This window comes from Paenarthrobacter sp. JL.01a, from assembly GCF_025452095.1.
Taxonomy (GTDB): domain Bacteria; phylum Actinomycetota; class Actinomycetes; order Actinomycetales; family Micrococcaceae; genus Arthrobacter.
Genome location: NZ_CP104877.1, coordinates 2,819,035 through 2,844,853, shown reverse-complemented (window position 1 = coordinate 2,844,853; position 25,819 = coordinate 2,819,035). Strand labels below are relative to the sequence as shown.

Below are 25,819 nucleotides of genomic sequence, written 5' to 3'. Positions count from 1 at the left end.
TGCCGCTGGCTGAACGGAGTTGGTTTTTTGACTTTGGTGAAGGACCGCATGGTTCTGCCCGAGGCCGGGTATGGGGTGCAGCCGGATTCTCCCAAGCTGACAGTAGACTTGGCAACGATGAGCACCATTGAACCGGCCGCAGCGGCCATGTACGAAGCAGCCGAAGCGACGGACGACGACAACGGTTCGGAACAGGCCGCCGTCGATGTCGCAGCGGAAAGCCCTGAGCAGCGGCGCGAACGTTTTGAACGCGACGCCATGCAGTATGTGGACCAGCTGTACTCGGCCGCCATGCGGATGGCTCGGAACCCATCGGACGCGGAGGACCTCGTTCAGGAGGCCTACACCAAGGCATTTTCGGCGTTTCACCAGTACAAGCCCGGCACCAACCTCAAGGCCTGGCTGTACCGGATCCTGACCAACACCTACATCAACCTCTATCGGAAGCGGCAACGTGAGCCGTTGCAGTCCAATTCGGACACGATCGAGGATTGGCAGCTGGCCAAGGCCGAATCGCATACCTCCGCGGGCCTGCGTTCGGCAGAAGCTGAGGCGCTTGACCATTTGCCGGATTCAGATGTCAAGAACGCGTTGCAGGCAATTCCTGAGGAGTTCAGGCTGGCTGTCTACTTCGCGGACGTCGAGGGATATGCCTACAAGCAAATCTCGGAGATCATGAACACCCCGATAGGCACTGTCATGTCGCGGTTGCACCGTGGCAGGAAGATGCTCCGGGACATGCTGGCGGACTACGCCGCCGACAGGGGCTTCAAGGCCCACACCGAAGATCAGGCCGCGGCCGGAAGCAACAATCAGGAGAAAGAGAAATGAGCGACTGCCAGGGATTGGGCGATTGCGACGATACGCGAATGCAGCGGATCTATGAGTACCTCGACGGTGCGTTGACCCGCGAGGACCTCACGGAGATCAAGCAGCACCTGGACACGTGTGAAGAGTGTGCCGAACAGTATGACCTTGAGTGCCTTATCCGCACCATGGTCAAGCGCTCGTGCACGGAATCCGCGCCCGAGAACCTCAAGAACTCCATCCTGGACAGGATCCATTCCATCAAGCCTGTTGATGCCTGATCCAGGGACTGGTTCGCAGCACCCCTGCTGATGAGTGCTTAACGCCAAGGGCCCCGGAAACCGCATGGTTTCCGGGGCCCTCGCTCTTTAAGCCTTGACGCTAAGCCGCTGGCTTAGGTGTTGGGACGCTTGCCGTGGTTCGCGCCGCCGCGCTTACGGTCACGACGCTTACGTGCACGCTTGCTCATAGCTGGCCTCCTTCGATGATTGATACTCAATAGAGCTGCCCTCCAGTTTCGCACATCAGGGTGCCGCGTCGCGAACCGGTCAGCTGTTCAGCGAATTCCGGATGGAGATCCGCGCCTGCTCCAGCACCGCACGCACGGTCTCCAATGCCACCGGTGTCAGGGGCCGGGAGGCTCCGTGCTGGCGCAACTCCACCCGTATGTCGTCCCGGAAGGCCTGCACCATCAGTTCTGCTTCCTTGAGGATCCGCTGGCCTTCAGGTGTGTAGCCGGCCGTGCGGCTGCCGAATGTTGCGGAGGAAGCGCCGGCACGGGCCGCCTCGGCGGTAGCGGCCAGATCCGCGCGCAGGCCGCGCATGTTGCTGCGGATGTCGGCCCGCAAATTGTCCGCCAGCCGCCTGACCGAAGCCGAGATGGTGTCTTCCACATCCGCCAGTTCTTCCCTGCGGCTGTCCAGTTCAGCGCGTCCCGCCGCTGTGATGGAGTACTTGGTGCGGCGGCCTTCTGTCTCCGTGGCGACGAGCCCTTCCTCTTCCAGCTTTCCCAAGCGTGGATAAATGGTTCCGGCGCTGGGGGAGTAGGTCCCGCCGAAGCGGTCACCAAGGGCCTTGATCAGCTCGTAGCCATGTTTTGGCCCGGACTCCAGCAGCGCCAGCAGATACAGCCGCAGGGCGCCATGAGCGAACACGGGGGGCATCACAGACCTGCTTCCCCTGGCGGGTGCGGGCGGTTGCCCGCCGCAGGTGCGGAGCCGTGGATGATGTACGTCTTGCCGGAGACTGTATTGGTGCGGACCAGCATGAGCCTCTCATCCGGACCCACGATGGTGTGCACATTGCTTCCCGGCTGGGCGTAGAGCTGGTCATCGATCACCACACTCCCGCTGGCCGACTTCGCCACGATGTCCAGCCCTACATCGTGTGGGAGCCTGATGGTCAGATCGCCGGAGACCGAGTTGGCTCCAAGGTCGTTCGTGTAGTCCTGCAGATCGAAGCTGAGGTCGCCGCTGACGGTACTGGCGCGGACGCTGGTGAAGGTTCCCGACGCCGTAACTTCACCCGAAACGCTTTTGGCGGTCAGGACGCCGTCGTGGTTCCTGGCGATAACCTCGCCACTGACCGTGTTCACGTGAAGTTCTCCGTTGGTGCCGTCCGCCATGACCGAGCCGGAAACGGTGTTAAGGCGGGTGCGGCCACTGATGCCGGAGACCATGCCGTCGCCGCTCACCGTTCCAGCTTCTACGTCGACGCCGGGTGGCAGCGCGATCCCGACCACCACCGAGTTGGTGCTTGTGTTGTTGACCGTTCCCATCAGGTTGCGGAACCACCCTTGGGGGCCCTGCAGCTGGTGGCGCACTTCCAGGCGTCCGTCCACAAGCGTCACTGTGAGGGGGTCGCCCGTGATTTCGCTGATTTCGATGCGCACGAAAGGTTCCTCGTGCGTAACGATGGCGAAGCGGCCTTTGACGATGCCCAGCTTCAGGGAGCGAACGTTGTCCACTTCGATGGTTTGCGGGCCCGTCACGGTCCATAGTTCCTCTGACATGATCCCTCCAAGTTGCGATATATCGCATTGATAAAATCACGATATATCGCGTCTTGCGAGAAGGCAAGGACTTCCAGGGTCAGGAAGCGCGGTACAGCTTGCCGATCAGGCCGCGGGCGATCACAACAGCGGGATCGCGCCCGTCGGCAGCCGGTGCCAGATTGGTCCAAACAATCAGCGTGACGCCGTTGGTGGGGTCGCTGCCCATGAAGGTGTTGAATCCCGGCAGCTCGCCCGTGTGGCCGTACAGCTTCCCGAACTTCGCTATTCCCAAGCCGTAGGAGGCGCCGTTGGGGTCCTCAGGTTTGGTAGGGAAGAAGGTCTCGAGGCGCCTTTTCTGCAGCTCCGCATTGAGGAGCTTCCCGTTGACCATCGCTTCGCCCAAGGTTTTCAAATCAGCGGCGGTGGAAATTCCCGAGCCGGCGGCCCATGCCCAGGATGGGTTCACGTCAGTGACGTCGTTGGGCTTCAGCGCGCCCGTGGACGCTTCCTTCTGCATGTCCCCGGGAAGGGCGGGATTGGTCATCGTCAGTACGTTATCGCCGTAAAAGTAGCCCTTCGGATGCGGTTCGGGGATGCTGTTGGACGAAATGTCCGGAAAGAGCGTGCCCTTCAAGCCAAGGGGCTCGAAAATGCGTTCCTTGAACAACTGTCCCAAAGGCTTGCCTTCGACCTTCTCGGCAACCAGGCCCAGAAGCACTGTATTCGTGTTGGAGTAGTGGAACCCTTGTCCGGGGGCAAAATACGGGGGATGGGCAAAGGCCAACGCGAGGAGTTCTTCGGGGTTCCACTGCCTTTGCGGCTGGTTGTCCAAGGCCGTGTTGAGCTCAAGGGTTTCCGTGTAGTTGAAGAGGCCGCTTCGCATGGTCATCATCTGTTCAAGGGTGATGGCGTCACCATTGGGGACATCAGGACGATACTTGGACACCGGGTCGGTCAGGGCCAGCCTGCCCTCCTGGACCAATTGGAGGACCACTGTGGTGGTCCAGGTCTTGGTGACAGAGCCGACGCGGATGTGGTCTTCCGCCGACACCGGACGATCGGAGCCGCGCACCCCTGTCCCGTAGGTCGAGGAGAGGTTCCCATCCGGCGTCTGCAAGAGGACGACGGCGCCGGGCACCATGACTTCCTTGGCGGCGCGTTCGAACTCGGTGCTTAACGTGCCGGCGTCGAACGGCTGCAGGGCAGCGTTTGCCGAGGCAGAGGCGGTGCCGCTGGAAGACCCTGCCGGAGGCGCAGGGGGTGGGGAACTGCAGGAAACTGTGGCGAGGAGGACGGCAGCGACGGTGGCTGCCAACGATGCTCTTACAGAAAGCTGCGCGTTCCGCGTCATGGCTACTCCGGTTGGGCGATATTAAGCCACTGGAACCAGCCCCGGTGCAGAACCAGCCACGCAATCAATCCGTAGCCTGCCTGGCCCGGTGTTCCCCCATTGGCTGCGAGGTCCGTCCTCCACTGCTCATGATTGAGCAACGGGGAGAAGGTGTCAACGTAGTGATGGTTCCTTCTTGTAGTGACATCCGCGAACGCAGTATTGAGTTCAGCGAGCCGCTTGTTGCGGGCCGGGTCAAGGGTGGGCGGCGGGCCCACAACAAAGACCTCGACGCTGCTGTGGGAAGCGCCGTCAAGGATGTTCGCCAGGTTCAGGCGGCTGCGCGCCGTCGAGAGGCCAAACTCGAGGTCACGACCAGACAGGCCAATCACCAAGCGGTTTTCGTGGGTATCGCTGAAGCGCCGGCCCGCCTCGTCCTGCCAACGGGCGGCCAGGCCCTCTGTACCTTCCATGGGACAGGGGAGCGCAAAGCTTTCCACCACGACGGAGTCCTGGGGCGTGCGGGCAAGGACCCTGCCGAGCCAGCCCAGGGCGCGGGGATCCCCCAGGCCCGCGAGCAGTTCATCTCCAACAGCTGCGATGCGCAGCTTCCTGTCTTCCACGGTTACCTCTTCACACTCGTTACGGTCCTTGCACAATTTCCGGATCATCAGCCGGTTTCAGGACCGGGGTTCAGTCCCATTAAACAGAACTGCCCGGCCTGAGGCGTGTTTATCGCTCCTCAGGCCGGGCAGTTTCGTTTTACTTACGTTCGAATGCCTGCTTGATCAGGGCATCCTGTTCCGCGGCGTGACGCTTCATGGAACCGGCAGCGGTGGAAGCCGACGCCGGGCGGGACACCAGGCGCAGCTTGCGATCGAGTTCCGGAGCCAGGTTCAGGCCCATGAACGGCCACGGCCCCTGGTTGGCGGGCTCGTCCTGTGCCCAGATGATGTCAGCGTTCGGGTACTTGGCGAGCTCCGCCTCGATCTCAGCCTTGGGCAGCGGGTAGAGCTGCTCCACGCGGATGATGGCGGTGGAGGTGTCGCCGGACTTCTGACGGTTGGACAGGAGGTCGTAGTACAAACGGCCCGAGACCAGGATGACCCGGTCCACGTTTGCAGGCTGGACTTCCGGATCCCCGATGACCGGCTTGAAGCCGCCCGTGGTGAAATCTTCGACGGCGGACGCGGCACCCTTGAGGCGCAGCAACTGCTTGGGCGTGAAGATGATCAGCGGCTTGCGCGGACGGCTGTACGCCTGGCGACGCAGCAGGTGGAAGTGCGAAGCAGCGGTCGTCGGGTTGGCGACGATCATGTTGTCTTCGGCACACAGCTGCAGGAAACGCTCGATGCGGGCAGAGGAGTGGTCCGGTCCCTGGCCTTCGTAGCCGTGAGGCAGCATCAGGACCAGCGAGGAGCGCTGGCCCCACTTCTGTTCGGCCGAGGAGATGAACTCATCGATGATCGTCTGGGCGCCGTTGACGAAGTCGCCGAACTGGGCTTCCCAGAGAACCAGGGCGTCGGGACGCTCCACCGAGTATCCGTATTCGAAGCCCATGGCTGCGTATTCGGAGAGCAAGGAGTCGTAGATCCACAGCTTGGCCTGGTTATCGGAGAGGTTGCCCAGGGGCAGCCACTCGTTGCCGTTGGCGCGGTCGTGGAAGACAGCGTGGCGCTGGACGAAGGTACCGCGGCGCGAGTCCTGGCCTGCGAGGCGCACGGGCACGCCTTCCATGATCAGGGAACCAAAGGCCGCGATCTCGCCAAAGCCCCAGTCGATGCCGCCTTCGCGGGACATCTGCTCGCGCTTTTCCAGGAGCTGCTTGAGCTTGGAGTGGACGGTGAAGCCTTCCGGAATCTCCAGGTGTGCCTTGCCGATACGGGCAAGGGTCTCGGCGGAGATAGCGGTTGAAGTGGGCGAGTTGGTGCCGAAATCGGCCTGCTGGGCAATCGGGCGCTCGATGTCCGAAACCGCTGCGGAGTCTGCGGTGATGATCGGAATCGGAGAGGTCTGCGCAGCGTGGGTCTCGGCGAAGACCCGCTCCAGGCGTTCCTGGTAGTCGCGCAGCAACTGCTCGGCTTCCTCTTCGGTGATGTCGCCACGGCCGATGAGGGACTCGGTGTACAGCTTGCGGACGGAACGCTTCGCCTCAATGAGGTTGTACATCAGCGGCTGGGTCATCGAGGGATCGTCGCCCTCGTTGTGGCCACGACGACGGTAGCAGACCATGTCGATGACGACGTCCTTGTGGAACCGCTGGCGGAACTCGTAGGCGAGCTGCGCGATACGCACCACGGCCTCGGGGTCGTCGCCATTCACGTGGAATACCGGTGCCTGGATCATCTTGGCAACGTCCGTGGAGTACGTGGACGAACGCGAGGACGAAGGCGCGGTGGTGAAGCCAACCTGGTTGTTCACGATCACGTGGATCGTGCCACCGGTACGGTAGCCGCGCAGCTGGGAGAGGTTCAGCGTTTCCGCCACCACGCCCTGGCCGGCGAAGGCTGCGTCACCGTGGACCATGATCGGAAGCACGGGGAAGGATTCGCCCTGGTCGAGGCGGTCCTGCTTGGCGCGGACAATGCCCTCGAGGACGGAGTCCACTGCTTCGAGGTGGGACGGGTTCGCTGCCAGGTACACCTTGGTCTGCTTGCCGTTGTCCGAGGTGAAGGTTCCCTCGGTGCCAAGGTGGTACTTGACGTCGCCCGAGCCCTGGACGGAGCGCGGGTCCTGGGTGCCTTCGAATTCGCGGAACACCTGTGCGTAGGTCTTGCCCGCGATGTTGGTCAGCACGTTGAGGCGGCCACGGTGGGCCATGCCGATCGCGACTTCATCCAGACCGTCGTCGGCGGCATCGGAGATGATGGCATCCAGCAGCGGGATCAGCGATTCGCCGCCTTCGAGCGAGAAGCGCTTCTGGCCCACGAACTTGGTCTGCAGGAAGGTCTCGAAAGCTTCGGCTGCGTTCAGCTTGGAGACGATGCGCAGCTGCTCTTCGCGGCTGGGCTTGGAGTAGGGGTGCTCCAGCTGGTCCTGGAACCACTTGCGCTCGGCCGGCTCCTGGATGTGCATGTACTCGATGCCCGTGGTGCGGCAGTAGGCATCGCGCAGAACACCGAGGATGTCACGGAACTTCAGCATCGGCTTGCCACCGAAACCGCCGGTGGGCCACTCACGGTCCAGATCCCACAGGGTCAGGCCATAGGTCAGGACATCGAGGTCCGGGTGCTTGCGCTGGACGTACTCCAGGGGATCGGTGTCCGCCATGAGGTGGCCGCGCACGCGGTAGGAGTGGATGAGCTGCTGGATGCGGGCAACCTTGTTGATCTCGTCAGCCGGATCCACCTGAAGGTCCGGGCTCCAGCGAACGGGCTCGTACGGAATGCGGAGGGCCTCGAAGATTTCATCGTAGAAGTTCTGCGCACCGAGCAGGAGCTGGTGGACGAGCTTCAGGAACTCGCCGCTGCCTGCACCCTGGATCACGCGGTGGTCGTAGGTGGAGGTCAGCGTGAGGATCTTGCTGATGGCGTTCTGGGCGATGATCTTCTCGCTCGCGCCCTGGAACTCCGCCGGGTAGTCAAGGGCGCCGACGCCGATGATGGCGGCCTGGCCCTTGGACAGGCGCGGAACCGAGTGCACGGTACCGATGCCGCCGGGGTTGGTCAGCGACACGGTGGTGCCTGCGTGGTCGTCAGCGGTCAGCTTGCCGTTGCGGGCGCGCTTGATGAGGTCCTCGTACGTGTGCCAGAACTCGGCGAAGTCCATGGTTTCGGCCTTCTTGATGTTCGGAACCATCAGGAGGCGGGTGCCATCGGGCTTGGGCATGTCGATGGCGATGCCGAAGTTGACGTGCGCGGGCTGCACGGCGCTGGGCTTGCCGTCAATCTCGTCGTAGTAGACGTTCATCGACGGGAACTGGGACAGCGCGCGGACCACGGCGTAGCCGATGAGGTGCGTGAAGGAAACCTTGCCGCCGCGGGCCCGGGCAAGGTTCGAGTTGATGACAACACGGTTGTCGATAAGCAACTTGGCCGGGACGGCTCGGACGCTGGTAGCGGTGGGAACTTCCAGGCTGGTCACCATGTTGGTGGCGATGGCCTTGGCTGGACCGCGGAGGACGGAAACGACATCCTCTTCCGGTGCAGTGGGAGCCTTGTTGCTCTTGGGCAGCTGGGCAGGGATTGGCTGCGCAGTGCTGCCGGCGGCGGGCTTCTTTGCACCGTCCCGGGCAACTGTTGCAGGTTCTTTCTTCGCCGGAGCGGGTGCTGCCGGAGCCGCGGGGGCGGCGGCCGGTGCCGCTGCGGGGGCTGCCGGCGCCGGTGCCGGAGCCGCTGCAGCCGGAGCTACGACGGGAAGTACTTGGGTAGGGGGATTGGCAGCTGCTGGAGCTGCGGAGGTTCCGTTGGAAGAAGTGCCGTCAGCGGAAGCAAAGGATTCGAAGAGGGGCCACCACTTGGTGTCCACCGAGTTCTTGTCCTGCTGGTACCGCTCGTACAGTTCGTCAACGAGCCACTCGTTTCCGCCAAATTCCTCTGGTAGACGGTGGCTGGGCTGCTCTGGCACTTGAAATACGCCTCTTCCATGAGTGTTGTTTTCCCGCTGGCCAAAGTTGCTTTTCCGCAACGATGGGACAGGGTCCGGGTCCCGCGAACTCAGACCCCTGACAGTCTAGTTAGGATCGTTGGTTAACTGCCAATAGTGGTGACCTAAATCATGTTGCTGTCGACTCAGTGGGTTCAGCCGGCATTTCGTGTTGCGATTTAAATCCTTCCACGGGGAGCCTGAAGCAGGCGGACTGTAGACTGAAGTTCTTATGGACAGTAAATCTAGGTGCCGGCCTGGGAACTGTCGGGGGAGCCAACCTGGCAACTCCGCACAGCGTGCCCGCCGAGCCGGCAATACCCGTTCACATGCCCATCATGCGCCGGCGTTCACTGCCGGTGGTGCCACGGACCATGCCTCCGCAGCACCCGACCAGCCTCCGCCGGGGCGAAACCCCGCGCCGAAGGTCCTGATCCCATTACACGTGCCTGCCCTTGGAGGGATGCGCTAAGTGGAATGGTTTCTTCTCCTGGCCGGTTTTGCCCTGATTTTCGGGACCGGCTTCTTTGTTGCGGTTGAGTTTTCCTTGGTTGCCCTTGACCAGGCAAGCGTTCAGCGTGCAGTCGATAACGGTGACCACGCCGCGGCTCCACTGCTGAAGTGCCTCAAGTCGCTCTCAACCCAACTCTCCAGTTGCCAGCTCGGCATCACGCTGACCACCCTTTTGACGGGTTTCGTCATGGAGCCCTCTGTTGGCCAACTGCTGCTGGGGCCGCTCAGCTTGCTGGGCCTTCCCAGCGAGGCCGTCCACTCTGTCGCATTGATCGTGGCCATGGCCTTTGCCACGTTGTTGTCGATGCTGCTGGGGGAACTGGTTCCCAAGAACATGGCCATCGCCCTGGCGTTCCCGCTGGGAAAGCGCCTGGCCCGCCCGCAGCTGATCTTCACCGCCGTCTTCAAGCCGGCCATCGTGGTGCTGAACGGGTTCTCCAACAAAGTGCTGAACCTGTTCGGCCTTGAGGCCAAAGAGGAGATCTCGGGGGCGCGGACTCCCGCAGAGCTCGCCTCCTTGGTGCGTCGCTCCGCCGAGCTTGGGACATTGGATGCGGGAACGGCGAACTTCGTCGCCCGGACCCTGAACTTCTCGGGGCGCACGGCGGCAGATGTCATGACGCCCCGCATCCGCATGGAAACCATCGACGCCGACCAGCCGGTGACCGACATCCTCGACGCCGCAAGGCGCACCGGGTATTCGCGTTTTCCGGTCATCGGCGATTCCACGGATGACATCCGCGGTGTGGTCCACGTGAAGAAGGCTGTTGCAGTTCCCGCGGAGCGTCGTGCCAAGCTCCAGGCGGGTGCCATCATGACCGATGTCCTGCAGGTCCCCGAGACCATCCACCTTGACGCCCTGCTGTCTGAACTGCGCGAGGGCAACCTGCAACTCGCCGTCGTGCTTGACGAATACGGCGGGACCGCCGGCATCGCCACCCTTGAGGACCTGGTTGAAGAGATCGTCGGTGAGGTAGCGGACGAGCACGACAAAGTGCGCCCCGGAGTGCTGCAAAGTGCCACCGGCGATTGGTACTTTCCGGGCTTGCTTCGGCCGGACGAAGTATCCGAGCAGATTCCGAACCTCACTGTTCCGGATGAATCCGCCTATGAAACTGTGGGTGGCTACGTCATGAGCCAGCTGGGCAGGATTGCCAAGGTGGGCGACGTCGTCGAAACCCCGGATGGGACCCTGACGGTCACCAGGATGGACGGCCGCAGGATCGACCGGATCTGTTTCCACCACATTGTCCGGGATGACGGCCAAAACGGTGCCGAATCCACGCAGCACGAGGCAGGTGCCGTATGAGTGACTGGGCAGGAATTGTTTGGCTTGTCATCCTGCTGATCGGCAATGCCTTCTTTGTGGGCGCCGAATTCGCCGTCATGTCGGCGCGCCGCAGCCAGATCGAGCCCCTGGCCGAGGCCGGCTCCAAACGCGCGCAGACGACACTTCGCGCCATGGAGAATGTGTCACTGATGCTCGCCTGTGCGCAGTTGGGCATTACCGTCTGCTCGCTCCTGATCCTTCAGGTTGCCGAGCCTGCCATCCACCATCTGCTGGCCGAGCCGTTGGAGCTTGTCGGTGTGCCGGTCGAGTTGGCGGACATTCTGGCCTTCGTGATCGCGTTGCTGTTCGTGACGTTCCTCCATGTCACGTTCGGTGAGATGGTCCCCAAGAACATCTCGGTATCCGTGGCAGACAAAGCGGCCCTCCTGCTGGCGCCACCGCTGATGTTCATTGCCCGGATAGTCAACCCGGTCATCTGGAGCCTCAACTGTCTGGCGAACCACATCCTGAGGTTGATGAAAATCGAGCCGAAGGACGAGGTCTCTTCTTCCTTTACGCTCGAGGAAGTGCAGTCGATCGTCCAGGAGTCCACCCGGCACGGCCTGGTGGATGACGAAACCGGGTTGTTGAGCGGCGCGTTGGAGTTCTCGGAGCACACGGCGTCCCACATCATGGTTCCGCTGGACAAACTGGTGGTGCTCAAGACGGCCTCAACGCCGGTAGACCTCGAGAAGGCGGTCAGCCGTACCGGCTTCTCCCGCTTCCCGATGGTGGACGACGACGGCGAACTCGCCGGATACCTCCACGTCAAGGACATCCTGTCCATCCCTGACGAGGGCCGCCGGCACCCCATTGCCGAAGGGCGCATCCGTTCGTTGGCCAACCTGTCTCCGGACGATGAAATCGAGCGGGCCATGTCCGTTATGCAGCGCACAGGCTCGCACCTGGCCCGGGTCGTCGGCGCGGGGGGTGACACCCAAGGTGTCCTGTTCCTTGAGGATGTCATTGAACAGTTGGTCGGCGAGATCCGCGATGCAACGCAGGCAACAGGCATTCGTCGTTTTGGTGCACAGGAAGCCTGAGGCCGAAGGCGGATAGCTTTTAAGGGCGGGCATCGGTGGCAAAACGATGCCCGCCCTTTTTCCTAAATAGGAATGATTCCTATTTAGGGTTACACTGGTTCCTGCCAGCAATTGTGTTTGATTCTCATTTTGAGTAGATCCGAGGTCTTCGTGCGTCGTACCGCCGCCCGCCTGTCCGTAGCCGCTTCCGCAGGAATCGCAGCGCTCCTGCTTTCCTCCTGCGCCGGTACCGCCGGGGCCAACAGTTCCTCGGCCGCCGGAGCCATTGAGGTTGTCACTTCCACGAACGTCTACGGCGACATCGTGAAAGCCGTCGGCGGCGACAAGGTCAACGTCAGCTCCATCATCACCAAGACAAGCCAGGACCCGCACTCCTACGAGGCCAGCGCCCAGGACAAACTCGTGATCTCCAAGGCCAAGCTCGTGGTGGAGAACGGTGGGGGCTACGACGAATTCCTGCACAAGATCGCCGATGAAACCAAGGTCGGCCACGACAACATGATCAGCGCCGTGGACATTTCCGGGCTTGCTCCCGCCGAGGCAGGCCACAGCGAAGACGCGCACTCCGAAGAAGGCCACAGCCACAGCCATGGCGACTTCAACGAGCACGTTTGGTACAACCTGGATGTTATGGGCAAGGTTGCCGATGCTGTGGCAAGCAAGCTCGGCAGCCTTGACGCGGCATCCGCCTCAACCTTCACGGGCAACGCCGATGCCTTCAAGGCAAAGCTCAAAGACCTGACCGGAAAGCTCGATGCCGTGAAGGCGGCAAACGAACATGCCCCGGTGGCGATCACCGAGCCCGTACCCCTCTACCTCCTGGAAGCCGCGGGTTTGGAGAACAAGACTCCAGAGGCCTACAGCGCCGCGGTCGAAGAGGGCTCTGACGTCCCGCCCGCCGTCATGAAGGAGACCACCGACCTTCTCAGTGCCGGTTCGGTCCGGTTCCTCGCCTACAACGAGCAGACCGCCGGCCCCCAGACCGAAACCGTCAAGCGGGCCGCCGAGTCCGCGAAGGTGCCGGTGGTGAACTTCACTGAGACCCTGCCCGATGGCAAGGACTACATCCAGTGGATGACGGACAACGTGGAGTCGGTCTCCGCCGCGCTCAGGAAGTAGTACCTTCCAGCTCCCGTAATGCGGTGAAGGGCCCCGCCGGCGTCCTAAGATGTTGAGGATGGCTGCGGGGCTTTTTGCTTGCCGCCACCAGGCAAGCAATCGCCCACGCCGGATAACCCCGGGCCGTTACACAAGGAATTACGTTCCAGCAACGTATGGATAGAGGACAACTTTTGACACCCGTAGTGAGCCTCCGCGGAGCCAGTCTGCAGTTCGGCAAGAGGACACTCTGGAAGGACCTTGACCTCGACATCAACCCGGGTGAGTTCTTTGCCGTCCTGGGTCCGAACGGCAGCGGCAAGACCAGCTTCCTGAAGGTCCTCCTGGGGTTGCAGGAACTCCACGCCGGAACGGTTTCCCTTGCCGGGCATCCGGTGGAACGCGGCAGCAAGCAGATCGGTTACATTCCCCAGCAAAAGTCCTTCGCATCGGACACCCCCTTGCGTGCCCGCGACCTGGTGGGCCTGGGCATCGACGGCCATCGCTGGGGGATGCGGCTCGCTTCAGGCAAAGTCAACCAGCGCATCGACGAATTGCTTGAGCTGGTCGGGGCATCGGACTACGCCAAAGTGCCGGTTGGCCAGCTTTCCGGAGGCGAACAGCAGCGGCTGAGGGTGGCCCAGGCGCTGGCTACCGAGCCGCAGGTGCTGCTCTGCGATGAGCCGCTGCTCTCCCTTGACCTCCACCACCAACAGGGCGTCAGCTCCTTGATCAACAAACAATGCCACGAGCGGAACAGCGCCGTGGTCTTCGTAACGCACGAGATCAATCCCGTGATCGAGTACGTGGACCGTGTGCTCTATCTGGCCGGTGGCCAGTTCCGTGTGGGAACCCCGCAGGAAGTCATGACCACGGAAGTTTTGTCCGAACTGTACAACAGCCATGTGGAAGTCATCCACACCAACGGAAGGATCGTCGTCGTCGGCCTTCCGGACGCCACCACGCACTTCCATGACGATGCCCACGCGACCGCAGGGGAGGAGCTCTAAGTGGACCTGGCCGGGATTCTGCAGACCATTTTCAACTTCGAGAACTACGGCGAACTGCTGGTGCTCGTCCAGAATTCGCTGTGGGCCGGTGCTGTCCTTGGGCTCCTAGGAGGCCTGGTGGGCACGTTCGTGATGAAGCGGGACCTGGCGTTCGCGGTCCACGGGATCTCCGAACTGTCCTTTGCCGGGGCAGCTTTCGCGCTCTTGATCGGGGCCGATATCATCCTCGGTTCCCTGATCGGCTCGGTGGCTGCCGCCGTCCTGCTGGGCTTCATGGGAGTCAGGGCCCGGGACAAGAATTCGATCATTGGCGTCATCATGCCCTTCGGGCTGGGCCTCGGGATTCTCTTCCTGGCGCTCTACGAAGGCCGTGCAGCGAACAAATTCGGGCTGTTGACCGGCCAGATTGTCTCCGTGGATACCGTCCAGCTGCAGGCTCTCGCAGGAACCGCCGTAGTGGTGATGATTGCGTTGATCGCGATCTGGCGCCCCCTCAGCTTCGCCAGCGTGGACCCGGAGATGGCAGAAGCCCGCGGCGTTCCCGTACGTGGACTGGCCATCGGTTTCATGGTGCTTCTGGGAGTCAGTGTGGCACTGTCCATCCAGATCGTTGGCGCTCTGTTGGTGCTGGCTTTGCTGATCACGCCGGCGGCCGCAGCCTTGCGGGTGACAACCTCGCCCAAACTGGTGGTCGTGTTGAGTGTTGCCTTCGCCCTGGCCTCGACGGTGGGAGGCATCCTACTGGCCCTCGGCAGCCGCATCCCGATCAGCCCCTACGTGACAACGTTGTCATTCCTGATCTACGTGGTGTGCCGGATCATTGGCCGGCTGCGGGTGAACCGTGGCTTGAACGGCCGCGTGACGCGGGACCAGCCTGCCCGGGCGCTCTAAAGCTTTCCGGCGGCCTTCTTGGCGGTGCACTCCGGGCACAGGCCAAAGATTTCCACCGTGTGCGCTACTTCCGTGAAGCCGTGCTCCGAGGCAGTGCGGGCTGCCCAGGTCTCGACGGCGGGTGCTTCGACTTCCACGGCCTTGCCACAGTTCCGGCAAAGCAGGTGGTGGTGGTGTCCGGTGACGGCGCAACGACGGTAGACGGCTTCGCCCTCGCCGTTGCGGAGGACGTCGATAAGGCCGTCGTCGGCCAGTGACTGCAAAATGCGGTAGCTGGTGGCCAAGGACACCGAGATGCCCTTGTTCTGCATCAGGCGGTACAACTCCTGGGTGCTGACGAAGTCATCCAATTCGTCCAGCGCTGCGCTGACGGCCAGGCGCTGCTTGGTGACGCGCTGCTCCTTGACTCCGCCCGTGGCCGCAGCGGCCGGCCTGCTCGGGTCGGTCGCGGCGGAATTGGTGCCGTGTGGCATTGAAAGGCTCACTTCCGTGGGGATGCTGGCAAACTTCGATTTTACCAGTTGGCGATCCTTGGAAACTGTCACAGGCCGCCCATAGGCTGTCCCCATGAAGCTCACCAAATACACCCATGCCTGTGTCCGTTTGGAGAAGGATGGGAAGGTCCTGGTCATCGATCCCGGCACCTTCTCCGAGTCGGCGGAAGCCCTCGAAGGAGCCAGCGCCGTGCTTGTTACCCACGAGCACAATGACCACATTGACCGTCCGGCAGTACTGGCGGCCTTGCGAAGCAACTCGGAACTGGAAGTGTACGCGCCCTCGGCAGTGGCCTCCGCGCTGAAGGAAGACAGTGACGTAGCTGCGCGCGTCCACGCGGTCGATCCGGGTTCGGCCTTTGACGTGGCGGGTTTCGGCATCCGGACGTTCGGGGGCCAGCACGCTGTGATCCACCCGCAGATTCCGGTCGTGGCCAACATCGGGTACCTGGTGGATGAAAACGTGTTCCACCCCGGCGACTCGTTCGTGGTGCCGGACGGGATCAGTGTCCGGACGCTCCTCGTCCCCATCAATGCCCCGTGGTCGAAGGTCGGGGAGGTAGTGGACTTTGTGATCTCGGTGCGTGCGCCCAAGGCCTTCCCCGTCCACGACGGACTGCTCAACGACCTCGGACGCGGAATCGTCGAAGGCCATGTCACAAGGATCGGTGCCCGCTACGGGACCAGCTACACCAAACTTGCCCCGCGGGACTCCGTCGAGGTCTAGCCCGTCCAGACCCCTGTGTCGTGGAAGCGGTTCAGCACTTGCTCGTGCGGAACCGGGTCCAGGCCATGGGAAGCCAGCCACCCGGCGTCGTAATAGCTGCCCACGTAACGGTCACCGGCGTCGCACATCAGCGAAACGATGCTGCCCTTGCGGCCTTCCGCCACCATCTGTGCCACCAGTTGCCATACACCCCACAGATTGGTTCCCGTGGAAGGCCCGGCATGGAGGCCGGTGAGTTTACGGAGGTGCCGCATGGCGGCAACGGAGGCGGCGTCAGGCACCTGGATCATGTGGTCAATCACCGCCGGCACGAAGCTTGGCTCCGAGCGGGGTCGGCCGATGCCCTCGATACGAGAGGGGAGCCCCGTGGCGGTAGTTGCGTTTCCGTCCCGCCACGCCGGGTAGAAGGCGGAGTTTTCCGGATCAACCACGGCCAGGCGGGTGGCGTACCTGTTGTACCGAAGGTAGCGGCCAATGGTTGCGCTGGTTCCGCCGGTCCCGGCGCCCACGACGATCCATTCCGGCACGGGGTGCTCTTCGAGCGCGAGTTGTTCGAAGATCGACTCTGCGATGTTGTTGTTCCCGCGCCAGTCCGTGGCCCGCTCAGCGTAGGTGAACTGGTCCATGTAGTGGCCGCCGGATGTCCGGGCGGTTTCTTCAGCGACGGCGTAGACCTCCGAGGCGTGGTCCACCAGCAAGCAAGAGCCTCCAAAGTCCTCGATCAAGGCGATCTTCTCGGGGCTCGTGGTTTTGGTCATGACAGCGATGAACGGCAATCCGATCAGCCGGGCAAAATAGGCCTCTGAGACGGCAGTGCTGCCGCTGGAGGCTTCCACGATGGTGGTTCCCTCGGTGATCCACCCGTTGACCAGGCCGTACAGGAACAACGACCTCGCCAGGCGGTGTTTCAGGCTGCCCGAACGGTGCGTGGACTCATCCTTCAGGTACAGCTGGACGCCCCAGTGCTCGGGAAGTGGAACGGCGTAAAGGTGCGTGTCCGCCGAACGGTTGTTTTCGGCCTCGATGGTGCGGATGGCCTCGCTGGCCCAGGTCCTGTCCTGAATACACGAATTGCTCACCGGATAAGCCTAGGCTGGAAACGTGGTTCCGGCAGCACCGCCGCCCGCACCCCCAATGAAGGAGAACGCATGGCCACCCTGATGACTGTCCCGGAACTGCACCAGCGCCTTGAAACAGGGGAGCGGACCGTTGTCCTGGACGTTCGGTGGGTCCTTGGCCGGGATGACGGGCACGTGAACTACCTCGCCGCCCACGTGCCGGGTGCGGTGTTTGTGGACCTCCCCACCGAGCTGGCAGACCATGCCGAGGCAGGACTGGGCCGCCACCCCTTGCCCTCCCCGGACCGCTTCCAGGAAGCTGCGCGGCGGTGGGGCATCAACGACGGCGACACGGTCGTTGCGTACGACGACAGCGGCAGCATGGCGGCAGCACGCGCCTGGTGGATGCTTCGGAATGCGGGAGTCGAGTCCGTTTACCTGCTCGACGGCGGCCTGGCCGCCTGGCGGGCCGCCGGCTACCCGCTGGAGCCAGGGGAGGTGACCGCCGTCGTCGGCAGTGTTTCCCTGAGTGATGGCCGCATGCCGTCCATCACCGAGCAGGAGGCCTCGAAGTGGAGCCGCGAAGGTGTGCTGCTGGACGCCCGGGCCGGAGAGCGGTACAGGGGCGAAGTGGAACCCATCGATCCCAGGGCCGGCCACATCCCGGGTGCCCTGAGCGCTCCGACGACGCAGAACGTATCTTCGGACGGTACCTTCCTCCCGGCTGGGGAGCTGCGACGCCGTTTCGAGGACCTGGGGCTGGATGAAAACTCCAACGTTGCCGTCTACTGCGGCTCGGGCGTTACGGCCTCCCACGAGATCGCGGCACTGGAGATCGCGGGCTTCAAGGCGGCCCTGTACCCCGGATCCTTTTCGCAGTGGTCGAACAACGCAGCGAACGACGTCGCCGTCGGTGACGCGCCGTTCGAAGACGGTGCTGGAGGCCCAAGTAGCATGAGCCCTGCTGACGGGAGTAGCGTCGAAGCATGAATCCTGGACGCCCCGTGCCCCCACCCCTCGCGAAGACCATCACCCTCGACACCTCCGAAGCCTCCGCCGGAGTGTTGGCGGCGGCGTATGGTGCCACCTCGCCCGATAGCGGCCTGGTGCCGTTGACAGTGGCACGCCGCGAGCCAGGTGAGGACGACGTGGAGATCGCCATCGAATTCTGCGGCTTGTGCCACTCGGATGTCCACGCGACCCGCGGAGAGTGGCGTGTGCCCCCGTACCCGCTGGTGCCCGGCCATGAGATTGTTGGCCACGTAACCCGCGTGGGTGCCTCGGTTGAGGACTTCTCCGTAGGTGACCGTGTAGGGGTCGGATGCATGGTTGACTCGTGCCGCGAGTGCGACAGCTGCCTTGAAGGCCTGGAACAGTATTGCGAGCGTGGCAACGTCGGAACCTACGGCGCTGCCGATCCCCGCCATGCCGATGCCATCACCCAGGGCGGCTATTCGACGTCGGTAGTGGTGGACAAGGGATTCGTGCTGCGGGTGCCCGAGTCGCTGGACCCGGCAGCAGCGGCACCGCTTTTGTGCGCTGGAATCACCACCTATTCACCGTTGAGGTACTTCGATGTCGAAGAGGGCGACTCGGTAGGAGTGGTCGGATTGGGCGGGCTGGGGCATATGGCCGTCAAGATCGCCAAGGCCATGGGCGCGGAGGTCACGGTCTTTACTACTTCCGAGTCCAAATTCGATGCCGCCCGTGAACTCGGAGCAGACCACGTCGTGCTCTCCAAGGATGCCGACGCGATGGAGGCCGCCAACCGGAGCATCGATGTCATCATCGATACCGTAGCCGCTCCCCACGACCTCAACCCGTACTTCCGCACCCTCCGGCTCGATGGGGCACTCTTCCAGCTGGGTCTTCCCGCCGACGACATGCCTCCGGTCAGCCCGGGCCTGCTCATCCGCCGCCGTCTCGCGTACGCGGGCTCGTTGATCGGCGGCATTGAGGAGACCCAGGAGATGCTGGACTTCTGTGCAGAGCACGGCGTAGCCAGCGACATCGAAATCGTCCGCGCGGACCAGCTCAACGAGGCTTATGACCGCATGGTGGCCGGCGATGTGAAGTACCGTTTTGTGCTGGACACCGCAACACTTCAGGAACCAGCTGAAAGGGCAGACGCATGAGTACCTTGTTCACCAGGATCATCAACGGGGAGATCCCGGGCCGCTTCGTGTGGAAGGACGAGGACCTGGTGGCGTTCCTGACCATCGCCCCCATCACCCAAGGCCATACCCTTGTGGTCCCGCGGGAGGAAGTCGACTCCTGGACGCACGCCACCCCGGAGCTTCTGGCCAAGGTCATGGACGTCTCCCAAAGCATCGGCAAGGTGCAGGAAGAGTTGTTCTCCGCCAAGCGCGTGGGTGTCCTGATGGAAGGCTTCGAGGTGGACCACCTCCATGTGCATGTGTGGCCCGCGTATTCCACCGCGGATTTTGAGATCCACAATGTCGACCACAACCCGGACCCGGCCGTGATGGATGCGACGGCTGTGAAGCTCCGTGCGGCGTTGCGGGCGGCCGGACACGGCGAGGCTGTCCCGGAGGACTGATGATATCCCTGCCAGTTAACCCGGCGGTGCTGTAAAGGCATCGCCGGGTTTTCTGCGTCTCCAGCTGTACGTCTAGGCCGGGGCGAGCGCCTGGTTCAGTGCTGTGCGGATCCGCTTCTCCGACACGGAGTAGGCCGTCCCGAGTTCCACTGCGAAGAGGCTGACCCGCAGCTCCTCGATCATCCAGCGCACCCGGGTTAACTCAGCGCCTGCCCGACGTCCGGGCAGCAGCGCGGACACGGCGTCGTCATAGTCGTCTTCCAAGGCCTGGACGATGCCCATGTTGAGGCTGTCCCGCTGGACATTGCCCGACAGCTTTTCCAGGCGCTTCTCCATGGCCTGCAGGTATCGCGGCAACTGGCTGAGCTGGGCGTAGCCCGTTTGTGCCACAAAACCCGGGAAGACCAGCTGCTCCAGTTGGCTCTTCATATCGTTGAGCGCACTGATCAACAGCAGGCTTGCGTTGGATTTGAGCGCCTTCTGGATGCGTCGGGTGCTGGCGAGGATACGTTCGACGACGGCGGTCACCGTGAAGACGGTATCTATCAGTTCTGCCCTGACTACTTCGTAGAGCGCATCGAAGGACTCCCGGTCCCACGGCAGTTCCTGGGGTACCAGCTTGTCGATCGCAGCCAACGCGCAGTCGGCAATGAGGGCACTGACTGACCCATGGGGATTCTGGCTGAAGGTCAGCTTTTCGGTGTTGCTGAGGTGTTCGAGCACGTAGCGGTCCGGGGAAGGGATCCGCAGGGCCAACAGCCGGATGACCCCGCCGCGCATGGCTGATTCCTGTTCGGCCTTGGTCTGGAACACGCGCAATGCCACGGACTTGCCCTCGTCGATCAAGGCCGGGAACCCGGTGACGGCGTGGCCTTTGACGGTCCGGCTGACCTGCCGGTCCACGTTGCCGAAATCCCATTCGGTGATCCCGGTCCGTTCTGCCACCGCGCCCTCGGTTGAGGCAGGGTTGCCGACCGGCGCGGAGCCGCCCGAGGGCGGTGTCGCCTGGCCGCCCGGCACGACCGAACCGTTCCCGCGTGAGGCGCGGGACGTCGTCGCGGGCGTGGCTCCCAGCGATTCGGCGATGGCGCGGCGGGTGGCCGGGGCAAGTTTTTCCTGCAATTGCGCGAGGTCCTTGCCCTCATCCAGGACCTTGCCCTTGCTGTCCACCACTTTGAAGCTGACACGCAAGTGGGGCGGCACTGCCTCCCAGTTCCAGGAGCCCGGCGGGATGATGTGCCCGCGAAGCCGCCGCAACACCAGCTCCAAAGACGGTTCCAGCTCATCCACTTCGGGATCGAAGCCGGCTTCCAACGCTTCGGTAGCCTGCCTTGCGACGTCCGGTGCGGGCACGAAGTTCTTCCGTACCTGTTTGGGCAGCGACTTGATAAGGGCAGTGACAAGGTCCACCCGCTGGCCCGGAATCTGCCAGCGGAAGGGAGCATCATCCAGTTGGTTCAGGAAAAGCACCGGAACCTCGGCAGTCACGCCATCGGAGGGATTGGGAGCAGAGCCTGGCGCCACGGGGTGGAATTCATAGCTCAGGGGCAGTTCAAAGCCCTTATGGACCCAGGTCTTCGGGTATGCGGAGTCGTCCAGGGCATCGGCCTCTTCGCTCATCAACAGCGACTGGTCGAAGTCCAGCAGATGGGGGTCCGATTGGCGGGCCTCCTTCCACCACCTGTCGAAGTGCCTTTCGGAGACTACGTCCTTGCCCACGCGGGCATCGTAGAACTCGAACAGGGTCTGGTCGTCCACCAGGATGTCCCGGCGGCGCATGCGGGTTTCGAGTTCCTCGATCTCCTGCAACAGGGCCCGGTTGCGATGGAAGAACTTGTGGTGCGTCCTCCACTCGCCCTCCACCAGCGCATGGCGAATGAACAGCTCACGGGACAGTTCGGGATCAATGCGTCCATAGTTCACCCGACGGTTCGGAATGATCGGGACGCCGTACAGCGTCACCTTCTCGTGGGCTAGCACCGCACCCTGGCGCGACGACCAATGTGGTTCGCTGTAGGTGCGCTTCACCAGTTCGGGGGCCACCTGCTCTGCCCAGAGGGGATCGAACTTGGCTGCAACACGCGCCCATAGCCTGCTGGTCTCCACCAGTTCGGCTGCCATGACGTACGTGGGCGACTTCTTGAACAGGGCCGAACCAGGGAAGATTGCGAACCGGCTTCCCCGGGCACCGGCGTATTCGCGCTTCCGTTCGTCCAGCAGTCCAATGTGGCTGAGCAGGCCGGACAACAAGCTGATGTGGATGCCCTCGTAGTTTCCTACGGGGTCGGCCTCGCGTTTGTTGTCCAGGCTGATGCCCAAGGGCTTGGCGAGTTGGCGGAGCTGCGTGAAGAGGTCCTGCCACTCACGAACGCGCAGGTAATTGATGAATTCGTTGCGGCACAGCCTGCGGAACTGCGTGGAAGAGAGCTCGCGCTGCTTTTCCTGCAGGTAGTTCCAGAGGTTGAGGTACCCGGTGAAGTCGGAGATTTCGTCACGGAAGCGTGCATGCTTTTCTGCGGCAAGCTGCTGTTTGTCGGTAGGGCGTTCCCGGGGGTCCTGGATGGTCAGCGCTGCGGCAAGGATCATGACTTCCCGGACGCATCCGCGCTTGCCTGCCTCCACGATCATCCTTCCAAGCCGGGGATCGACGGGAAGTTGGGCCAGTTTCTGTCCGACGGCGGTCAGTCCGCCGCCGCTGCGTCCGTTGCCGCGGGCGTCAGGGGACTTCTGCGCGCTCAAGGCGCCGAGTTCGCGCAGGAGCGTCACGCCGTCGTTGATGGCCCTGGTCTCCGGAGGTTCCACAAACGGGAAGTTCTCCACGTCCTTGGGGCCGCGGGCCACCCCCATGGCGGTCATTTGCAGGATGACCGCGGCGAGGTTGGTCCGCAGGATTTCCGGATCAGTGAACTGCGGGCGTGACTCGAAGTCCTCTTCCGAGTACAAGCGGATCGCGATGCCTTCCGACACGCGGCCGCAACGCCCTGAACGCTGGTTGGCCGATGCCTGTGACACCCGCTCAATGGGCAGTCGCTGGACTTTGGTCCGGTGCGAATACCGGGAGATGCGGGCCGTGCCGGTGTCGATGACGTACTTGATGCCGGGAACGGTGAGGGAGGTCTCCGCCACGTTGGTGGCCAGGATGATGCGGCGCTTGCCTCCGGGGTTGAAGACGCGGTGTTGCTCCTGGAGGCTCAACCGGGCAAAGAGGGGAAGGACTTCCGTGCCTTCCAGGCGCCGGTTGCCTTGGATGCGGCCGTTGATGGCTTCTGCGGCGTCGCGGATTTCGCGCTCGCCGGAGAAGAAGATGAGGATGTCTCCCTGGGCCTCCTTGGCGAGCTCGTCCACTGCGTCGCAGACGGCGTCGAGGGGATCGCGGTCCTCCTCGAGTTCGTCGTCGGAGTCCTCATCGTCGGGGTCGACAGGCTGGGAGAGCGGCCGGTAGCGGATCTCCACCGGGTAGGTACGGCCGGAAACCTCGATGATGGGGGCAGGGTCGTTATCGCTGCCGAAGTGCTTGGCGAAGCGTTCGGGATCGATGGTGGCCGAGGTAATGATGATCTTGAGGTCGGGGCGCTGCGGCAGGATCCGCTTGAGGTAGCCAAGGATGAAGTCGATGTTGAGGCTGCGTTCATGGGCCTCGTCGATGATGATGGTGCTGTATTTCCGGAGCAGTTTGTCCCGCTGGATCTCTGCCAGCAGGATGCCGTCCGTCATGAGCTTGATCTTGGTGGCGGCGCTGACCTCGCCGGTGAACCGGACCTGGAAACCAACCTCCTGGCCGATTTCGACGTCGAGCTCGGAGGCGATGCGTTCGGCGACCGTGCGGGCTGCCAGGCGGCGCGGCTGGGTGTGCCCGATCAGTCCTTTGTCGCCAAGGCCCAGTTCAAGGCACATCTTGGGAATCTGTGTGGTCTTACCCGAACCGGTCTCGCCGGCGATGATGGTTACCTGGTTCGCGGCGATGGCCGCCATCAGATCCTCGCGGCGCTCGGATACCGGCAGCTCTGCGGGATAGGAAATTTGAAGTGTCATGGCTGCTGCCAGTCTACTGTGGCCGGACCGGCGGCGGCATCGAGCCGGCGCGAAAGGTGCCGGGCGAAGGAGCGGAATTCCTCCGGTTCAAGAATTTCGAAGTCCAGGTCCAGCGCAGCCAGGTAGGCTGCCGGCGCGGCGAGGTTATCCCATCCGGACCGCAGGATGGTCGCTGCCGGTCCGTCAGCGCTCAGCGTTGCGTACTGGGAACTGACGACGGCGGCCGCCTCGGCCAGTGGCGCGCGCAGCCGCACCACGACGTCGAACCTGTAGGGCGAGCGCGTAATGGATTGCTGGACGTACGCTGCCAGATCCTCCGCCGGGAGAGGCCGGGGAGTGTACTTCCTGCGCTCGCCCGGCAGGGAAGCAAATCTGTCTGCCCTGAAGGTGCGCCAATCCTCACGCTCCACATCCCAGGCAACCAGGTACCACCGGCGACCGGTGTCCACCAGCCGGTACGGTTCGACCAATCGCCGTGAAGCCTCGCCCTCGGAGGTGACGTAGTCAAAGGAAATCTGGCGACGATCCGATATTGCCGCCGAAACCACGGTCAGTTGTTGGGGATCGACGGTTGCGGCGTTGCTGGGCAGGGACGTGACCGCTGCCTTGAGCATGGCAAACCTGGGCCGGAGCCGGGCGGGCAGGACCTGTTCCACTTTGGCCAGGGCGCGGACGGAGGCTTCGCCGATCCCCGCAACAGGGCCCGCAGCTACAGAGTTCAGGCCCAAGGCGACGGCAAGTGCTTCGTTGTCGTCAAGGAGCAATGGTGGCAACTGCGCACCGGCACCGAGCTGGTAGCCGCCGGCAATGCCGGGGGAGGCGTGGATGGGATACCCCAGGTTCCGCAGTTTGTGGATGTCCCGGCGCACCGTCCGCTCGGTCACTCCCATGCGGTCGGCGAGATCGGGTCCCGTCCATTCCCGGCGGACCTGCAGCAGCGACAACAGCTGCAGCAACCGGGCGGAGGTTTGAATCATGCAAGTGAATCTAGCCCATCAGCGGTGCCAGGGAAGTGGCAACGACACAGAAGGACGCCCGCCGGTGCAAGGATCCCTGCAGTGATCCCTGAAACGGCAGGCGTCGGATGGGTGGGTTGGTCCGGCAGTGCATCAGCCCGGCGTGGCCTAGTAGATGCGGGGATTCCAGTATGGGCCGCTGGGTGCTTCAAACGCGGTCCAGGGTTCTTTTGAGGAGACGGGTGGGTTGTGGCCGCGCCCATCCTTCAGGAGCGCTGAGACGGTAGCTGCGACGGCGGTGATGAGGACGATGAAGAGGATGATTCCGAAGATTTCCATGTCTCAAGACTGCTCCCCGGCGGGCGCAAGAAACAGTGGCAGAAATGCCCCATATGGACAATTTTCTGCCACACTGGAGATATGTTGAAATCAGTGGCAGTGATCGTGGTTCCGGACTTCTCCGTGTTCGAGTTCGGCACGGCTTTCGAGGTCTTCGGCATCGACAGATCCGACCGCGGCTCCGGTGTTCCGGCCTTCGACTTCCGGGTGGTCACACCGGAGCCCGGAGACGTCCGCATGAAGTCAGGGCCCTCCCTCCACGTGGACCTCGGACTCGAAGCTGCGGCGGATGCCGATCTGGTGATCATGGCGCCGTTTGGCAGGGACAAGGATGTCCCTGAGTCCGTCCTGGAAGCCCTGCGCGCGGCCCACGCCAGGGGAGCCTGGGTGATGTCCATTTGTTCAGGAGCCTATGCGCTGGCCCGCGCAGGATTGCTGGATGGGCGGCGTTGCACCACGCACTGGCACTACTCCCAGGACCTCGCCGGCCGGTACCCCTCCGTCAGGGTTGATGAGAACGTCCTCTACGTCCAGGACGGGACCATCATCACCAGCGCCGGCACCGCGGCAGGGATTGACGCTTGCCTGCACCTGGTCCGTGTGGAGCTCGGCGCCAACGTAGCCGCTGCGATTGCCCGCGACATGGTGGTGCCGCCGCATCGGGATGGCGGCCAGGCCCAGTTCATTGACCGGCCCATGCCAAGCTGCGGATCGGCGCCCATGGAGGCTCTGCTCCGGTGGATGGTCGAACACCTGGATGAAGAACACAGTGTGAACGAACTGGCAGCGCGCCTGCACATGTCGCCACGCACCTTTGCCCGCCGTTTCCGCGCAGAAACAGGGACCACCCCCGCGGCGTGGTTGAACTCGCAGAGGGTGCTGCGGGCGCAGGAACTGCTGGAAACCACCGAGTTGAACATTGACGAGATCGCCCGTGAAGCCGGCTTCGGGCACTCGGTCCTGCTCAGGCACCACTTCGCGAAAGTGCTCGATACCAGTCCACAAAGCTACCGGCGGGCGTTCCGGGGGCAACTGGCCGAGGCCATCTAGGGCT

23 protein-coding genes are annotated in these 25,819 nt (G+C 63.1%); 12 read left to right on the top strand and 11 right to left on the bottom strand.

The genetic code is table 11. The annotated features are described in order from the left end of the window. Window positions 1–27: 27 nt before the first annotated feature. The gene (locus N5P29_RS13385; protein WP_144659829.1) at window positions 28–831 is read left to right on the top strand and encodes a sigma-70 family RNA polymerase sigma factor; all 804 of its coding nucleotides are present in this window, start codon (window positions 28–30) and stop codon (window positions 829–831) included. Next, complete coding sequence (gene rsrA / locus N5P29_RS13380) at window positions 828–1,088, top strand: mycothiol system anti-sigma-R factor (RefSeq protein WP_018776387.1); 261 nt, start codon at window positions 828–830, stop codon at window positions 1,086–1,088. The genes N5P29_RS13385 and rsrA overlap by 4 nt, the downstream gene beginning before the upstream one ends. Before the next feature lie 113 nt (window positions 1,089–1,201). Here the strand turns inward: rsrA and N5P29_RS21095 are convergent, their stop codons facing one another. The 6 genes from N5P29_RS21095 to N5P29_RS13355 form a co-directional block, all read right to left on the bottom strand. Then, window positions 1,202–1,276 (bottom strand): 50S ribosomal protein bL37, encoded by a 75-nt coding sequence (locus N5P29_RS21095; RefSeq protein WP_369299106.1) that lies wholly within the window; start codon window positions 1,274–1,276, stop codon window positions 1,202–1,204. 79 nt (window positions 1,277–1,355) lie between these two features. Next, the gene (locus N5P29_RS13375; protein WP_262275391.1) at window positions 1,356–1,970 is read right to left on the bottom strand and encodes a PadR family transcriptional regulator; all 615 of its coding nucleotides are present in this window, start codon (window positions 1,968–1,970) and stop codon (window positions 1,356–1,358) included. Next, window positions 1,970–2,818 (bottom strand): DUF4097 family beta strand repeat-containing protein, encoded by an 849-nt coding sequence (locus tag N5P29_RS13370; protein WP_262275390.1) that lies wholly within the window; start codon window positions 2,816–2,818, stop codon window positions 1,970–1,972. The genes N5P29_RS13375 and N5P29_RS13370 overlap by 1 nt, the downstream gene beginning before the upstream one ends. Window positions 2,819–2,897: 79 nt before the next feature. After that, window positions 2,898–4,151 (bottom strand): serine hydrolase domain-containing protein, encoded by a 1,254-nt coding sequence (locus tag N5P29_RS13365; RefSeq protein ID WP_262275389.1) that lies wholly within the window; start codon window positions 4,149–4,151, stop codon window positions 2,898–2,900. A 2-nt stretch (window positions 4,152–4,153) separates the two neighbouring features. After that, the gene (locus tag N5P29_RS13360) at window positions 4,154–4,801 is read right to left on the bottom strand and encodes a GDSL-type esterase/lipase family protein (RefSeq protein WP_262275388.1); all 648 of its coding nucleotides are present in this window, start codon (window positions 4,799–4,801) and stop codon (window positions 4,154–4,156) included. A gap of 91 nt (window positions 4,802–4,892) precedes the next feature. Continuing rightward, a complete protein-coding gene (locus tag N5P29_RS13355) occupies window positions 4,893–8,696 on the bottom strand; it encodes a multifunctional oxoglutarate decarboxylase/oxoglutarate dehydrogenase thiamine pyrophosphate-binding subunit/dihydrolipoyllysine-residue succinyltransferase subunit (protein WP_262275387.1) in 3,804 nt (1,267 codons plus the stop codon). Between the two features lie 490 nt (window positions 8,697–9,186). Here N5P29_RS13355 and N5P29_RS13350 point away from each other — a divergent pair, with 490 nt between their 5' ends. The 5 genes from N5P29_RS13350 to N5P29_RS13330 all read left to right on the top strand — a co-directional run bounded on the left by N5P29_RS13350 (window position 9,187) and on the right by N5P29_RS13330 (window position 14,599). Beyond that, window positions 9,187–10,536, top strand: coding sequence for a hemolysin family protein (locus N5P29_RS13350; RefSeq protein ID WP_262275386.1), 1,350 nt, complete (start codon window positions 9,187–9,189; stop codon window positions 10,534–10,536). Then, on the top strand, window positions 10,533–11,600 hold the full coding sequence (locus tag N5P29_RS13345; protein WP_262275385.1) for a hemolysin family protein: 1,068 nt from the start codon (window positions 10,533–10,535) through the stop codon (window positions 11,598–11,600). The genes N5P29_RS13350 and N5P29_RS13345 overlap by 4 nt, the downstream gene beginning before the upstream one ends. A 117-nt stretch (window positions 11,601–11,717) precedes the next feature. Further along, entirely contained in the window at window positions 11,718–12,719 is a 1,002-nt protein-coding gene (locus N5P29_RS13340) for a metal ABC transporter solute-binding protein, Zn/Mn family (RefSeq protein WP_262275384.1), read from the top strand. Window positions 12,720–12,892: 173 nt separating this feature from the next. Further along, window positions 12,893–13,708 carry a metal ABC transporter ATP-binding protein gene (locus tag N5P29_RS13335; protein ID WP_262275383.1) on the top strand — a complete coding sequence of 272 codons (816 nt, stop codon included), beginning with the start codon at window positions 12,893–12,895 and terminating at the stop codon, window positions 13,706–13,708. After that, window positions 13,709–14,599 (top strand): metal ABC transporter permease, encoded by an 891-nt coding sequence (locus N5P29_RS13330; protein WP_262275382.1) that lies wholly within the window; start codon window positions 13,709–13,711, stop codon window positions 14,597–14,599. Here the strand turns inward: N5P29_RS13330 and N5P29_RS13325 are convergent. Further along, the gene (locus N5P29_RS13325; RefSeq protein ID WP_262278582.1) at window positions 14,596–15,072 is read right to left on the bottom strand and encodes a Fur family transcriptional regulator; all 477 of its coding nucleotides are present in this window, start codon (window positions 15,070–15,072) and stop codon (window positions 14,596–14,598) included. The two genes, N5P29_RS13330 and N5P29_RS13325, sit on opposite strands and share 4 nt — an antisense overlap. A 94-nt stretch (window positions 15,073–15,166) precedes the next feature. Between N5P29_RS13325 and N5P29_RS13320 the strand changes: the two genes are divergently transcribed. Then, entirely contained in the window at window positions 15,167–15,820 is a 654-nt protein-coding gene (locus N5P29_RS13320) for an MBL fold metallo-hydrolase (protein ID WP_262275381.1), read from the top strand. On the opposite strand, the gene N5P29_RS13315 is transcribed toward N5P29_RS13320, so the two are convergent. Beyond that, the gene (locus tag N5P29_RS13315; protein ID WP_262275380.1) at window positions 15,817–16,899 is read right to left on the bottom strand and encodes an L-cysteine desulfhydrase Cds1; all 1,083 of its coding nucleotides are present in this window, start codon (window positions 16,897–16,899) and stop codon (window positions 15,817–15,819) included. The genes N5P29_RS13320 and N5P29_RS13315 overlap by 4 nt on opposite strands. 69 nt (window positions 16,900–16,968) lie before the next feature. Here N5P29_RS13315 and N5P29_RS13310 point away from each other — a divergent pair, with 69 nt between their 5' ends. Genes N5P29_RS13310 through N5P29_RS13300 form a run of 3 tightly spaced genes read left to right on the top strand, consistent with a single transcriptional unit; the run spans window position 16,969 to window position 19,438 of the window. After that, on the top strand, window positions 16,969–17,868 hold the full coding sequence (locus N5P29_RS13310; protein ID WP_262275379.1) for a sulfurtransferase: 900 nt from the start codon (window positions 16,969–16,971) through the stop codon (window positions 17,866–17,868). After that, window positions 17,865–19,013, top strand: coding sequence for an NAD(P)-dependent alcohol dehydrogenase (locus tag N5P29_RS13305; RefSeq protein WP_262275378.1), 1,149 nt, complete (start codon window positions 17,865–17,867; stop codon window positions 19,011–19,013). The genes N5P29_RS13310 and N5P29_RS13305 overlap by 4 nt, the downstream gene beginning before the upstream one ends. Continuing rightward, entirely contained in the window at window positions 19,010–19,438 is a 429-nt protein-coding gene (locus N5P29_RS13300; protein WP_262275377.1) for an HIT family protein, read from the top strand. The genes N5P29_RS13305 and N5P29_RS13300 overlap by 4 nt, the downstream gene beginning before the upstream one ends. Window positions 19,439–19,510: 72 nt before the next feature. Here N5P29_RS13300 and hrpA read toward each other — a convergent pair whose 3' ends face one another. The 3 genes from hrpA to N5P29_RS13285 form a co-directional block, all read right to left on the bottom strand. After that, window positions 19,511–23,470: an ATP-dependent RNA helicase HrpA gene (gene hrpA / locus N5P29_RS13295; protein WP_262275376.1), complete on the bottom strand. Its 3,960-nt coding sequence runs from the start codon at window positions 23,468–23,470 to the stop codon at window positions 19,511–19,513. Then, window positions 23,467–24,447 (bottom strand): helix-turn-helix transcriptional regulator, encoded by a 981-nt coding sequence (locus N5P29_RS13290; protein ID WP_262275375.1) that lies wholly within the window; start codon window positions 24,445–24,447, stop codon window positions 23,467–23,469. Before N5P29_RS13290 ends, hrpA begins: the two co-directional genes overlap by 4 nt. Window positions 24,448–24,594: 147 nt before the next feature. After that, window positions 24,595–24,765, bottom strand: a complete 171-nt coding sequence (locus tag N5P29_RS13285) for a hypothetical protein (protein ID WP_262275374.1) — start codon at window positions 24,763–24,765, stop codon at window positions 24,595–24,597. 81 nt (window positions 24,766–24,846) lie between these two features. Here N5P29_RS13285 and N5P29_RS13280 point away from each other — a divergent pair, with 81 nt between their 5' ends. Continuing rightward, a complete protein-coding gene (locus N5P29_RS13280) occupies window positions 24,847–25,815 on the top strand; it encodes a GlxA family transcriptional regulator (RefSeq protein ID WP_144659848.1) in 969 nt (322 codons plus the stop codon). Window positions 25,816–25,819: the final 4 nt, after the last annotated feature.

Excerpts from the sequence above, each read along its gene's own strand:
- rsrA (WP_018776387.1), top strand. The coding sequence starts at position 828 with ATGAGCGACTGCCAGGGATTGGGCGATTGCGACGATACGCGAATGCAG.
- N5P29_RS13375 (WP_262275391.1), bottom strand. The coding sequence starts at position 1,970 with ATGCCCCCCGTGTTCGCTCATGGCGCCCTGCGGCTGTATCTGCTGGCG.
- N5P29_RS13370 (WP_262275390.1), bottom strand. The coding sequence starts at position 2,818 with ATGTCAGAGGAACTATGGACCGTGACGGGCCCGCAAACCATCGAAGTG.
- N5P29_RS13365 (WP_262275389.1), bottom strand. The coding sequence starts at position 4,151 with ATGACGCGGAACGCGCAGCTTTCTGTAAGAGCATCGTTGGCAGCCACC.
- N5P29_RS13360 (WP_262275388.1), bottom strand. The coding sequence starts at position 4,801 with ATGATCCGGAAATTGTGCAAGGACCGTAACGAGTGTGAAGAGGTAACC.
- N5P29_RS13345 (WP_262275385.1), top strand. The coding sequence starts at position 10,533 with ATGAGTGACTGGGCAGGAATTGTTTGGCTTGTCATCCTGCTGATCGGC.
- N5P29_RS13325 (WP_262278582.1), bottom strand. The coding sequence starts at position 15,072 with ATGCCACACGGCACCAATTCCGCCGCGACCGACCCGAGCAGGCCGGCC.
- N5P29_RS13320 (WP_262275381.1), top strand. The coding sequence starts at position 15,167 with ATGAAGCTCACCAAATACACCCATGCCTGTGTCCGTTTGGAGAAGGAT.
- N5P29_RS13310 (WP_262275379.1), top strand. The coding sequence starts at position 16,969 with ATGGCCACCCTGATGACTGTCCCGGAACTGCACCAGCGCCTTGAAACA.
- N5P29_RS13305 (WP_262275378.1), top strand. The coding sequence starts at position 17,865 with ATGAATCCTGGACGCCCCGTGCCCCCACCCCTCGCGAAGACCATCACC.
- N5P29_RS13300 (WP_262275377.1), top strand. The coding sequence starts at position 19,010 with ATGAGTACCTTGTTCACCAGGATCATCAACGGGGAGATCCCGGGCCGC.
- hrpA (WP_262275376.1), bottom strand. The coding sequence starts at position 23,470 with ATGACACTTCAAATTTCCTATCCCGCAGAGCTGCCGGTATCCGAGCGC.
- N5P29_RS13290 (WP_262275375.1), bottom strand. The coding sequence starts at position 24,447 with ATGATTCAAACCTCCGCCCGGTTGCTGCAGCTGTTGTCGCTGCTGCAG.
- N5P29_RS13285 (WP_262275374.1), bottom strand. The coding sequence starts at position 24,765 with ATGGAAATCTTCGGAATCATCCTCTTCATCGTCCTCATCACCGCCGTC.
- N5P29_RS13280 (WP_144659848.1), top strand. The coding sequence starts at position 24,847 with ATGTTGAAATCAGTGGCAGTGATCGTGGTTCCGGACTTCTCCGTGTTC.